We start from the raw sequence: 13,346 nt of genomic DNA, 5'->3' as shown, positions 1-13,346 counted from the left end.
CCGCCTAACCCTTCCCTTTGCCCGAATTCAAGGATTTGAAAATGAACCAGGAACTGACAACCAACCCGTTCAACCCATTGGCTCCGCAAAAGGCCTTTGACGAAATCAAGGTCTCTTTGGCATCGCCAGAGCGGATCCTGTCGTGGTCGTTCGGTGAGATCAAGAAACCCGAAACCATCAACTACCGGACGTTCAAGCCCGAACGTGACGGTCTGTTCTGCGCCCGTATCTTTGGCCCGATCAAAGATTACGAATGTCTGTGCGGTAAGTATAAGCGGATGAAATATCGCGGCGTTGTCTGCGAAAAATGTGGTGTTGAGGTAACGCTGCAAAAGGTTCGCCGCGAACGCATGGGCCATATCGAACTGGCTGCACCCTGTGCCCATATCTGGTTTCTGAAATCGCTGCCGTCGCGCATCGGTCTGATGCTGGACATGACTTTGCGTGATCTGGAACGGGTTCTCTACTTTGAAAACTACGTCGTGATCGAACCGGGCCTGACTGATCTCACCTACGGTCAGATGATGACCGAAGAAGAGTTCATGGACGCCCAGGACATGTACGGCATGGACGCCTTCACCGCCAATATCGGTGCCGAAGCGATCCGCGAAATGCTGTCCATGATCGATCTGGAATCAGAGGCTGAAACCCTGCGCGCCGATCTGGCCGAGGCAACCGGCGAGCTGAAGCCTAAAAAGATCATCAAGCGTCTGAAAGTGGTCGAGAGCTTCCTTGAATCTGGCAACCGCCCGGAATGGATGGTCATGACCGTGATTCCGGTGATCCCGCCAGAACTGCGCCCGCTGGTACCGCTGGATGGGGGCCGTTTCGCGACCTCTGACCTGAACGATCTCTATCGTCGGGTGATCAACCGGAACAACCGTCTGAAACGCCTGATCGAACTGCGTGCACCTGACATCATCGTCCGCAACGAAAAACGGATGTTGCAGGAATCTGTGGATGCGCTGTTTGACAACGGTCGCCGAGGCCGCGTGATCACTGGCGCCTCCAAGCGCCCGCTGAAATCGCTGTCCGACATGCTGAAAGGCAAGCAGGGCCGTTTCCGTCAGAACCTTTTGGGAAAACGGGTCGACTTCTCTGGCCGTTCCGTGATCGTGACCGGCCCAGAACTGAAACTGCATCAGTGCGGTCTGCCTAAGAAAATGGCGCTGGAGCTGTTCAAGCCGTTCATCTATTCGCGGCTGGAAGCCAAAGGTCTGTCCTCGACCGTCAAGCAAGCCAAGAAACTGGTGGAAAAGGAACGCCCTGAAGTTTGGGATATCCTTGATGAGGTCATCCGCGAACATCCGGTCATGCTGAACCGTGCGCCGACGCTTCACCGTCTGGGCATCCAGGCGTTTGAGCCGGTCCTGATCGAAGGTAAAGCCATTCAGCTGCACCCGCTGGTCTGTTCGGCCTTTAACGCCGACTTTGATGGCGACCAGATGGCCGTTCACGTGCCGCTCAGCCTTGAGGCACAGCTCGAAGCCCGCGTTCTGATGATGTCCACGAACAACGTTCTGTCACCGGCCAACGGTGCACCGATCATCGTGCCGTCGCAGGATATGGTTCTTGGTCTTTACTACACCTCGATGCAGCGTGAAGGCATGAAGGGCGAAGGCATGATCTTTGCCGATATCGAAGAGGTCCAGCACGCGCTGGACGCCGGCGAAGTGCATCTGCACGCCAAGATTAAGGCCCGACTGCCGCAGATCGATGATGAAGGCAACGAGGTGATGGTTCGCTTTGATACCACACCAGGTCGTGTGCGCCTGGGCGCACTGTTGCCAAAGAACGCCAAAGCACCGTTCGAGCTGGTCAACCGTCTGTTGCGCAAAAAAGAAGTGCAGCAGGTCATCGACACCGTGTATCGCTACTGTGGTCAGAAAGAATCCGTTATTTTCTGTGACCAGATCATGGGGTCCGGTTTCCGCGAAGCGTTCAAGGCTGGCATCTCGTTTGGTAAGGATGACATGGTCATTCCTGACAACAAGTGGACCATCGTTGACGACACCCGCGATCAGGTGAAGGGCTTTGAACAACAGTATATGGACGGTCTGATCACTCAGGGCGAAAAGTACAACAAAGTCATCGACGCCTGGTCCAAGTGTAACGACAAAGTCACCGACGCGATGATGGACAACATCTCGACCGCGGATTGCGACGAAGATGGCGCAGAACAGGAACCCAACTCCGTCTACATGATGGCGCATTCCGGTGCGCGGGGCTCTGTCACCCAGATGAAACAGCTGGGTGGGATGCGTGGCCTGATGGCGAAACCTTCGGGCGAGATTATCGAAACGCCAATTATCTCGAACTTTAAAGAAGGTCTGACCGTGCTTGAGTACTTCAACTCGACCCACGGTGCCCGGAAAGGTCTGTCCGATACCGCGCTGAAAACCGCAAACTCCGGTTACCTGACCCGTCGTCTGGTGGACGTGGCACAGGATTGTATCGTTCGCGCCCGCGATTGCGGAACCGAACGTGCAATCACAGCAGAGGCTGCCATCAATGATGGCGAGGTTGTCGCCTCTCTGTCTGAACGGATTCTGGGTCGTGTGACTGCAGATGATGTTCTGGTTCCCGGAACCGAGGACGTCCTGGTCAAAGCGGGCGAGCTGCTTGACGAACGTATGGCAGATGCCATCGAAGAGGCTGGTGTTGTTTCCATGCGCATCCGCAGCCCACTGACCTGTGAGGCAGAGGAAGGCGTCTGCGCCATGTGTTACGGGCGTGATCTTGCCCGCGGGACTATGGTCAACACCGGCGAGGCTGTCGGCATTATCGCGGCACAGTCCATCGGTGAGCCTGGTACTCAGCTGACCATGCGGACCTTCCACATCGGTGGTGTTGCGCAGTCGTCTGGCCAGCAATCCTTCCAAGAGGCAAGTCACGAAGGTAAAGTAGAGCTTCGTGATGCCAGCATCCTGGAAAATGCTGACGGTGAACTGGTCTCCATGAGCCGCAACCTGCAGGTTGCGATCATGGATGACAACGGTCAGGAACTGGCCTCGCACAAGGTCAGCTATGGTTCCAAACTGCACGTCAAGGATGGGCAAAAAGTGTCCCGGGGCGACAAGCTCTATGAATGGGATCCCTACACCCAGCCGATCATCGCTGAAAAATCCGGTATCGCCAAATTCGTCGATCTGGTGTCTGGCGTGGCCGTGCGGGACGAAACCGACGATGCAACTGGCATGACGCAGAAAATCGTTGTCGACTGGCGCACTGCGCCGAAAGGTAATGAGCTGAAGCCAGAGATTATCGTCATGGGCGAAGATGGCGAACCAGTACGTAACGATGCTGGTAACCCGGTCACCTATGCGATGTCCGTGGATGCCATCCTGTCGATCGAAGATCAGCAGGAAATCAAAGCTGGTGACGTGGTTGCCCGTATCCCGCGTGAAGGTGCGAAAACCAAGGACATCACCGGTGGTCTGCCGCGTGTGGCTGAACTCTTTGAGGCACGTCGTCCCAAAGACAACGCCATCATCGCAGAGATCGATGGTTACGTCCGCTTTGGCCGCGACTACAAGAACAAGCGTCGCATCTCGATCGAACCCTTGGATGACAGCCGCGAACCCGTCGAATACATGGTGCCCAAAGGCAAGCACATCCCGGTCGCCGAAGGTGACCTGGTGCGCAAGGGCGACTACATCATGGACGGCAACCCGGCACCTCATGACATCCTGTCGATCATGGGTGTAGAGGCCCTGGCCAACTACATGATTGACGAGGTTCAGGACGTCTATCGCCTGCAAGGTGTGAAGATCAACGACAAGCACATCGAAGTCATCGTTCGCCAGATGCTGCAGAAATGGGAAATCCAGGAATCTGGGGACACCACACTGCTGAAAGGCGAACATGTCGATAAGGCAGAGTTTGACGCCGCCAACGAGAAAGCCCTAAAGAAGGGCGGACGCGAGGCCAAAGGCGCGCCGATCCTTCTGGGGATCACCAAAGCATCGCTGCAAACACGTTCGTTTATCTCGGCAGCCTCCTTCCAGGAAACCACCCGCGTTCTGACCGAGGCATCGGTTCAGGGCAAACGCGACAAACTGGTCGGTCTGAAGGAAAACGTCATCGTTGGTCGTCTGATCCCGGCCGGAACCGGCGGGGCCACACAGCAGGTCCGCCGCGTTGCGCAGGAACGCGACAACGTCGTGATCGAGGCCCGTCAGGAAGAAGCAGCAGCCGCTGCCGCGCTTGCCGCACCGGACGCAGCCTTTGCCGATGACGGCGTGATCGACAGCGACCTGAGCGACGTGTTCGAAAGCCGCGATTGATCGCGATTGCTGATTGAGAGACAAAAAAACCCGCCAGAGATGGCGGGTTTTTTTATGACGTGGGGCTAACTACAAAAATGGCTGGGCGGACAGCCTCTGCCGTCCGCCTGCCATAACGAAATGTTTGCACATCGCGACCTTCTGCGGAGGAAAGCCCAACATGTTGATCGTTGCGGAGGGCGCAAAAGGCGGCTCACCGCAACCATGTTTATGCTCATCTAGGCCTTTTGCCGGGCGTTCGTCGGGTCCCAAACCGGGGCGTCATGCAGGGTCAGCGTTCGGCGTTCACCCAAAATGACGACGTCCAGACCCTCGGTCGCACCCGGTTCAACATAGGCGAAGGCCAGACTTTTCCCGGTGGCATGGCCGAACCCGCCCGATGTGCAGACGCCGACCACTTTGTCACCCTGCATCACCGCTTCGCCGCCATAGATATCGCAATCGGTTGCGGCCACTTCGCCATAGACCAACGTGGTCGCAAGGCCTTGCTGACGCACCCTTTCGGTCGCAGCGCGGCCATTGAATTCACCCTTTCCCGGGGCGTAAAACCTTTGGCAATCAGCCTCAATCAGGCTGATCTCGTTGGTCAGTTCCGCGGCGTAGCCTCGATAGCCCTTTTCCATCCGCAATGAATTTACGGCATGGACGCCAAAATCGGCAATTTCGTGTGTCTGACCTTCGGTCCAGATGGCATCATAAAGTTTCGCCAGATCACCCATCGGCGCGTGCAGCTCCCAGCCGAGCTCGCCGACATAACTCACCCGCAGGGCCCGAACCGGGACCCCTGCGATCGTGATCTCTTGCCCTGACAGCCAGCGGAAGGAGGCATTGGTCAGATCAGCATCTGTCAGGGGCGCCAGCACATCACGCGATTTCGGCCCGGCAACCACCAACATGCCGTAAACATCGGTGACATTGGCAATTGTTACATCGTCCCCAGCAGCAAATGTCAGCTGATCCAGCACCATCCGTTCGGTGCCTGCACCTGACAGGACATAGAACCGATCATCATCCAGCCGGGTGATGGTCCATTCGCCCTCGATCCGGCCATTATCCGACAAGACATGGGTTAGATTTATGCCCCCGGTCTTGGCAGGCAGCTTGTTGGCGGTTAGACGATCCAGCAGAGCCTCGGCACCTGCGCCGATCACGTCGAATTTGGCAAAGCTCGACAAGTCCATAATGCCTACGCGTTCGCGGACTGCATTGCATTCCTTGGCGACAATATCAAAGACGTTGTTGCGCCGGTATTGCAGCGTTTCTTCGAACCCTTCGGGCGCGAAATACTTGGGGCGCTCCCAACCATAGACTTCGGTGTAAACCGCGCCTTTGGCTTTTAGCGGTTCATATAGCGGGGTCACCCGGTTGGGGCGACCTGCATGGATTTCACGACCCGGCAGCGGTGTTTCGAACATGTTCTCATAGTCATCGAAACTTTTGGCGCGGGTATAATCGGGATCTGCATAGGCCCCAAACCGGCGCGGGTCGACGCAGTGCATGTTGATCTCGGCATCACCATGTACCATCCATTGCGCAAGATACTTGCCCGTCCCTGCGCCCTGGGCAATGCCAATGGCCGCCCCGCAACATTGCCAGAAATTGCGCAACCCCGGTGCGGGACCAACCAGCGGATTGCCATCAGGTGTATGCGGGATGGCTCCGTTGATGATGCGTTTGATGCCAGCATTGGCAAAGGTCGGCATCCTGTCCAAGGCTTTTTCCAGCCACGGGACGATGCGGTCAAGGTCGCCTTCAAACAGCTCATTTTCGCTGTTCCATTCCGGGAACCCGCCGCGCCCGGCCCAGGCCTCGCGGCTGCCATAGTGTTCGTAGATGCCGACAAGCCCGGCATTTTGTTCTTGTCGGTAGTACCCCGCCATGGCTGGGTCACGCATAACCGGAAGTTCGGTGTCCAGGTCCTTGAACTCTTCCAGCGGTTCGGTCACCAGATACTGGTGTTCCATATTGGTGATCGGGGTTTCCACGCCCACCCACTTGCCAACCTCACGGGCATAACATCCAGCCGCATTCACCACGTGCTCGGCACGAATGTTGCCCTTGTCGGTTACCACTTCGAATTCTCCACAGGGCAGCACATTGATATCAGTCACAAGCGTGCGCCGAAGGATCGTGGCCCCAAGCTGACGCGCGCCCGCCGCCATCGCGTTGCACGCGCTAGAGGGATCCACATGGCCGTCCATGTTCGTGTAGGCCCCCGCCAGGATACCGTCGGTTTCCAGCCATGGATTCAGCTCTTTGATGCGGTCCGGGCCGATTACCTCCATATGGAAACCGACATTTGCAGAAAATCCGGCAACATGTTCGAACCAGTCGACTTCTTTCTGTGTCGTGGCCAGACGGATACCGCCGCAACCGTGCCAGCCTGCGGGCTGTCCGGTGATCTCTTCCAGTCGGGGATAGAGCGTGTTGGAATAATGATGGATCTTGGCCATGTTGTAGTTGCTGATAAAGCTGGGGCATTGTCCTGCCGCGTGCCAGGTGGAGCCGCTTGTCAGCTCTCCTTTTTCGATCAGCACCACATCCTTCCAGCCCTCTTCCGCCAGATGATAGGCCAGACCGACCCCCATCATGCCGCCACCGATGATCACGACCTTTGCATGAGATTGCATAATGGATTTCCTTTCTTTTTTGTGGCTACCAGGTGCCGTTGCCGGCAAACATCCGGGCCTTTGGCAGAACGATGTTGTAGGTTTCGCGCAATTGCCGATCCACGGCCTCGGGAATATGGTTGGGATAGTGATCGGCAAGGATAGTGCGCACGCTGTCGCGCGCCTTATCCCGCGCATCGCGCCCGCCCGCATTTTCCCATTCGCTGATGCTGCGCCGATCGGCGATGTCGGGATAAAGGTAATCGGTTTTCATCCGCGCAAATGTCTGCGGGTGACCCAGGTAATGTCCTTCGCCCATGACAACTTCGCGGATCACATCAAAATTCACGGTGTCTTCGTTGACTTCGATGCCTTTGACCGTGCGCAGGATTGCGCCCAGCAAGTCATTGTCCAGTACATAGCTTTCAAAGCTGGTCCCCATCAGGCTGCCATGCATGCCCGCGCATTCGTGGATCATCGAGGCCCCGGCATGTGCGGCCAATGAAATGGTGTAACCTTTTTCGCCACCCGCCTGCATGTCGGGTAGCTTGCTGTCGGTCATGCCCGCAGGCACCGAGTTTGGCAGGTCATAGTAACCAGCCATCTGGGCGCAGGCGGCGGACAGAAGCGCCTGTTCCCCCGATCCACCCGACATTGCACCGGTGCGCAGGTCGCTGACAAAGGGCCAGGTGGCAAAGATCGCGCGGCATTCAGGGTCGATGATGTTGCACAGGATCAAGCCGGCCAGAACCTCGGCGCAGGCTTGCGCCACGGCACCAGCCAATGCCGCGGGTGCGGTGGCCCCGGCCTGGCTGGCCGCCACCAGAAGGATCGGCATCCCGGCCTCAACCGCTGCTTCCAGCGCATCGCAGCTTTCTGTGGCAAAGCGCATGGGCGGCACGACATGACAACAGACAGCGGTGCAGAAGGGGCGCGCGCGAAACTTTCCCTCGCCGCCCGCCACAGCATCCAGCATTGGCATAACTGCCTTGACGCTGGCGCTGTCGGTATAGCTGACGGCGATGGATTTGGTAGTACCGGACAGGCAGGCATAGGTGGTGTTGATATCCAAATCGAGCACCGAGCTTGTATCCCGGGCCACGACAGAACGGTGATACCAGTGGATGTTGTCCATCCGGTCCACCAACCGGGCTATGTCATAAAGATCGGCCACCGTGCTTTCGCGGTACTTGCCGGTGTTGAAATCCATGATCGTCGGCGCGGCACCTCCGGTCCCTGTATGCACACGCTGACCGCCGATCTGAATGTCGTGCCTGGGATCAATACCGTGCAACGTGAACTTGCGACGCGTGCGCGCGATCATGTCTTCGACCATGCTACGCGGGAAACACAGGCGCCCGTCGCTGCCAACCTCACATCCAGCCGCCACGGCGCGTGCCTCAAGGCTGGGTGTGATCTGACTGAGGCCGAGGTCGGCCAAGAGCTGTAGCACCAGCTCGTGGATGCGCTCCATCTCTGGTGTGGTCAGCGGGCGATAATGACCACCGACCATGCCCGGATTGATCGGTGGGGTGGCCGATTTAACCTCGGCCTTGTTGCGGCCTCTGCGGTTCGGTTTGTGGGTGGCAGTTGCGGGCATCAGAGACCTCACGGTGATTTCTGAGCGCCAATAACTCCGGAAACACTGCTCGCCTCAAACGATTATTTTGAATGTAACGCATTCCTAGGAATCATGCGAAATTCAACCCATCCCCTCGCTTTCCTCTATCATCCATTGAAGAAAGCTCGAAACTGCCGGAATTGAAATTCTGTCACTTAATGCGCCAACATAATAGCTGCTCGTCGTTTCAAGCGGATGTTCAAAAGGGCACACCAACTGCCCGCTACTTATCATTGTGTCGGTGATATAGCTCCAACCCAGGGCGACACCCCGGCCGGCCTCTGCCCCTTGCAAAACCATCGGGTAGCTGTTCAACCGGATACCCCTGCGCACGGGTTGCCCCGTGATGCCTTGCTGCACCAGCCAAACCTGCCAATCGACAGCGCCCCAAATTGCGCCACCACCATCCAGATGCAGCAGCGTCTGATCCAGTAAATCACTGGGACGTTGAAGCTCGGGATGATTGTCGAGATAGTCCCGGCTGCAAACCGGATAAACCCGTTCACCAACAAGCCAGCGCGCCTCAACCCCGTCCCAGCCGCCTTGACCATATAACACGGCGACATCCGCATCGCCCTTGTTCAGGTCGACGATCTGATCGGTGGCAAGGACACGTAAATCGATGTCAGGGTAACGTTCAGCAAACCGCTCCAGCCGCGGCATCAGCCAGTAGTAAGAAAAGGCAACCGAAGCGGCCACCGTGATCTGCGGTGTGGCAGTCGATACGCGCAGGCCTGAGACACAGCCTGTGATCTCATCCAGCCCGCGGGTGACAGCCTCAAACAACTGCTGCCCTTCGGATGTCAACTCGATGGCCCGATGTTTGCGCCGGAACAACGCGCGACCCAGATCCTCTTCCAATGACTTGATCTGACGGCTGACAGCACTTTGCGTCAAGCACAGCTCTTCTGCGGCAGCGGCAAAGCTCATCCGGCGCGAAACTGCCTCGAAAGTGTGCAGTTGTGAAAGGGCAGGCAGCGGATATTTTCTCACATGTTTATTCCCTGGAATTAATGCGAGCAAACTGACGACAAGTAATACTTGAACGACCAGACACGCCCGTGTCCAGATTTAAAGTCATTCGCGGCGCGGGATCATCGCCTTGGGCAAAAATATTTCCTGACGCCCAGACGCAGTCTCATGGATCACGCTCTCGTATTTGTGTTGTGTTCTTGATTGTCATATTCCTCCCCATGTATCTGCATTGGCGTATTTCGTGGATGTCTCTGGGTGGATAGTTGGAAACAGAATGGCGAAGGGTTCATTTTGATTGTGCCCTGCCGATTGTGATGGTGCGTTTATCAAGGCTTGCCTCGGTTCGATGCTGGATCAAATTGCCGACCTGCAAAATACAGCTGTATTCTGCCGCGTCACTTAGGTTGGATTGATTTCTAAATGTCCGCGTGTTGACAACCCATCCGACTCTCCATATACCGCGCGCATCCGGGCTGGGGGGAAACCCTTTTGCCTGAACCCATAGTCCAGTGGTCATGATCCGGGTCTTCCATACCCCGATCCTCTGAATGCCCACCGCGTCGTTCACCTCGGTACGGGAACGATTGCGGTTTTTGGCTTTGCGGTCGTCTTAAGTGCCGAAATGAATGAGCCGCGCGGGGGCCCCCGTGCATGAACCAAAGTTGCAACACGGGGAATGAACCGGAATGCCAACGATCCAACAGCTGATCCGCAAACCGCGGCAGCCAAAAGTAAGATCTCAGAAGTCCCAGCACCTGCAGGCGTGCCCGCAGAAGCGTGGGGTATGTACGCGCGTTTACACAACAACGCCGAAGAAACCGAACTCTGCTATGCGGAAAGTCGCCAAAGTGCGCCTGACCAATGGTTTTGAGGTCATCAGCTATATCCCGGGTGAAAGCCACAACCTTCAGGAACACTCTGTGGTTCTGATCCGTGGCGGTCGTGTGAAAGACCTTCCTGGTGTGCGCTACCACATCCTTCGCGGTGTTCTGGATACTCAGGGCGTCAAAGATCGTAAACAACGTCGTTCGAAATACGGCGCCAAGCGTCCCAAATAAGGAGAGCCGAGCATGTCACGTCGTCACGCCGCTGAGAAACGCGAAGTTCTGCCCGACGCCAAATATGGCGACCGCGTTCTGACCAAATTCATGAACAACCTGATGATCGACGGCAAGAAATCCGTCGCTGAGCGCATCGTTTACAATGCGTTTGACCGGGTTGAAGCCAAACTGAAACGCGCCCCCGTCGAAGTGTTCCACGAAGCACTGGACAACGTCAAACCGTCGGTTGAGGTTCGTTCCCGCCGGGTTGGTGGTGCCACCTATCAGGTTCCTGTCGAAGTGCGCCCCGAGCGCCGCGAAGCACTGGCCATCCGCTGGCTGATCTCTGCGGCTCGCAAGCGCAACGAAAACACGATGGAAGAGCGTTTCGCAGGCGAATTGCTGGATGCGGTCAATGGCCGTGGTACAGCCGTCAAGAAACGCGAAGACACCCACAAAATGGCCGACGCGAACAAAGCGTTCAGCCATTATCGCTGGTAATCCGAAGGACACAAGAAAATGGCACGCGAATATCCGCTCGACCGTTACCGCAACTTCGGCATCATGGCGCATATCGATGCAGGTAAAACCACCTGTTCCGAGCGCATCCTGTTCTACACCGGCAAATCTCACAACATCGGTGAGGTGCATGACGGTGCGGCTACTATGGACCACATGGAGCAGGAACAGGAACGTGGGATCACCATCACGTCCGCTGCGACAACCACATTCTGGGAACGCACAGAAGATGGCCAAACTGCGGATTCTGAAAAGCACCGCATGAACATCATCGACACCCCAGGTCACGTTGACTTCACCATCGAAGTTGAACGTTCTCTGGCGGTTCTCGATGGTGCTGTTGCTGTTCTTGACGCCAACGCAGGTGTTGAGCCGCAAACAGAAACCGTTTGGCGTCAGGCTGACCGCTACAAAGTTCCGCGCATTGTGTTCGTCAACAAGATGGACAAGATCGGCGCTGACTTCTTCAACTGTGTTCACATGATCGCAGACCGTACCGGTGCCCGTCCGATGCCAATCCAGTGCCCAATCGGCGCTGAGAACGAGCTGGAAGGCGCTGTTGACCTGATCACCATGAAAGAATGGGTTTGGGTTGGCGAAGATCTTGGGGCTTCTTGGGAACAACGCGAAGTTCGCGCTGAGCTGAAAGACAAGTGCGAAGAGATGCGCAACGAGCTGATCGAAATGGCCGTCGAAATGGACGACGATGCCATGGAAGCTTATCTGGAAGGCGAAGAGCCCTCCGTTGAAACTCTGCGCGCTTTGATCCGCAAGGGTACGCTGGCCATGGAATTCGTTCCTGTTCTGTGTGGCTCTGCGTTCAAAAACAAAGGTGTTCAACCACTGCTGAACGCTGTTGTCGATTATCTGCCCAGCCCGCTGGACGTTGTCGATTACATGGGCTTCAAACCTGGTGACGAAACGGAAACCCGTGACATCGCCCGCCGCGCGGATGATGACATGCCGTTCTCTGCTCTGGCGTTCAAAATCTGGAATGACCCGTTTGTTGGTTCACTGACCTTTACCCGTATTTACTCCGGTAAACTGGAAAAGGGTGACTCGTTCCTGAACTCGACCAAAGGCAAAAAAGAGCGTGTTGGCCGCATGATGATCATGCACTCCAACGATCGTGATGAAATCTCCGAAGCATTCGCAGGTGACATCATCGCTCTGGGTGGTCTGAAAGACACCACAACAGGTGACACGCTTTGTGCGATCAACGCGCCTGTGGTTCTGGAAACCATGACTTTCCCTGATCCGGTCATCGAAATCGCGGTAGAGCCTAAAACCAAGGGCGACCAAGAAAAGATGTCGACCGGTCTGGCACGTCTGGCGGCCGAAGATCCGTCCTTCCGCGTGGAAACTGATCTGGAATCCGGTCAGACCATCATGAAGGGCATGGGCGAACTTCACCTCGATATTCTGGTGGATCGTCTGCGTCGTGAATTCAAGGTCGAGGCCAACATCGGTGCGCCGCAGGTGGCTTACCGTGAAACGATTGGCCATGAGGTAGAGCACACCTACACCCACAAGAAACAGTCGGGTGGTTCGGGTCAGTATGCTGAGGTCAAACTCATCATTTCGCCAACTGAACCTGGTGAAGGGTATTCATTCGAGTCCCGCATCGTTGGTGGTGCTGTTCCAAAAGAATACATTCCGGGCGTCGAAAAAGGCATCAAATCGGTTATGGATAGCGGCCCGCTGGCTGGCTTCCCTGTGATCGACTTCAAAGTCGCCCTGATCGACGGGAAGTTCCATGACGTTGACTCCAGCGTTCTGGCCTTTGAAATCGCTGGTCGTATGGGCATGCGCGAAGGTATGCGCAAAGCGGGCGCCAAGATGCTGGAACCGATCATGAAAGTCGAAGTTGTCACACCTGAAGATTACACAGGTGGCATCATCGGCGATCTGACATCTCGTCGGGGTCAGGTGACCGGTCAGGCGCCACGCGGCAACGCGATTGCAATCGACGCGATGGTGCCATTGGCAAACATGTTCGGCTACATCAACACTCTGCGTTCCATGTCTTCGGGTCGTGCGCAGTTTACCATGCAGTTCGATCACTATGATCCGGTTCCACAGAACATCTCGGACGAAATTCAGGCGAAATTTGCCTAAGCGAAATTGGGGAAGCGGTCACCGCTTCCCCCTCAAAATAACAGGAGGCCATAATGGCAAAAGAGAAGTTTGAGCGGTCGAAGCCGCATTGCAACATCGGCACGATTGGTCACGTTGACCACGGCAAGACGACACTGACGGCTGCGATCACCAAGCAGTTTGGCGATTTCCAAAGCTA

The 13,346-nt window shown here is 56.3% G+C and carries 8 protein-coding genes; 5 read left to right on the top strand and 3 right to left on the bottom strand.

The window, feature by feature from the left end; genetic code table 11:
- The first annotated feature begins 41 nt into the window (after positions 1-41).
- The gene (rpoC, locus tag AC2D8P_RS11110) at positions 42-4,286 is read left to right on the top strand and encodes a DNA-directed RNA polymerase subunit beta' (protein WP_484702749.1); all 4,245 of its coding nucleotides are present in this window, start codon (positions 42-44) and stop codon (positions 4,284-4,286) included.
- A gap of 218 nt (positions 4,287-4,504) precedes the next feature.
- On the opposite strand, the gene AC2D8P_RS11105 is transcribed toward rpoC, so the two are convergent.
- The 3 genes from AC2D8P_RS11105 to AC2D8P_RS11095 all read right to left on the bottom strand — a co-directional run bounded on the left by AC2D8P_RS11105 (position 4,505) and on the right by AC2D8P_RS11095 (position 9,509).
- Positions 4,505-6,916: an FAD-dependent oxidoreductase gene (locus AC2D8P_RS11105; RefSeq protein ID WP_484702747.1), complete on the bottom strand. Its 2,412-nt coding sequence runs from the start codon at positions 6,914-6,916 to the stop codon at positions 4,505-4,507.
- Between the two features lie 25 nt (positions 6,917-6,941).
- Positions 6,942-8,495 carry a trimethylamine methyltransferase family protein gene (locus AC2D8P_RS11100; RefSeq protein ID WP_484702746.1) on the bottom strand — a complete coding sequence of 518 codons (1,554 nt, stop codon included), beginning with the start codon at positions 8,493-8,495 and terminating at the stop codon, positions 6,942-6,944.
- A 102-nt stretch (positions 8,496-8,597) separates the two neighbouring features.
- Positions 8,598-9,509, bottom strand: coding sequence for a LysR substrate-binding domain-containing protein (locus tag AC2D8P_RS11095; RefSeq protein WP_484702744.1), 912 nt, complete (start codon positions 9,507-9,509; stop codon positions 8,598-8,600).
- 668 nt (positions 9,510-10,177) lie between these two features.
- On the opposite strand from AC2D8P_RS11095, the gene rpsL reads away from it, so the two are divergent.
- The 4 genes from rpsL to AC2D8P_RS11075 form a co-directional block, all read left to right on the top strand.
- Entirely contained in the window at positions 10,178-10,549 is a 372-nt protein-coding gene (rpsL, locus tag AC2D8P_RS11090; protein ID WP_484702742.1) for a 30S ribosomal protein S12, read from the top strand.
- 12 nt (positions 10,550-10,561) lie between these two features.
- A complete protein-coding gene (gene rpsG / locus AC2D8P_RS11085) occupies positions 10,562-11,032 on the top strand; it encodes a 30S ribosomal protein S7 (protein WP_484702741.1) in 471 nt (156 codons plus the stop codon).
- An 18-nt stretch (positions 11,033-11,050) separates the two neighbouring features.
- Positions 11,051-13,168 (top strand): elongation factor G, encoded by a 2,118-nt coding sequence (fusA, locus tag AC2D8P_RS11080; RefSeq protein ID WP_484702739.1) that lies wholly within the window; start codon positions 11,051-11,053, stop codon positions 13,166-13,168.
- Between the two features lie 53 nt (positions 13,169-13,221).
- Positions 13,222-13,346 (top strand): GTP-binding protein (locus AC2D8P_RS11075; RefSeq protein ID WP_484702852.1); only part of this gene is annotated, 125 nt, incomplete at its 3' end.

Source organism: Roseovarius sp. YIN77 (genome assembly GCF_057219155.1).
Note: the sequence above shows the minus strand (reverse complement) of the source record. Positions and strands in the feature narration are given on the sequence as shown.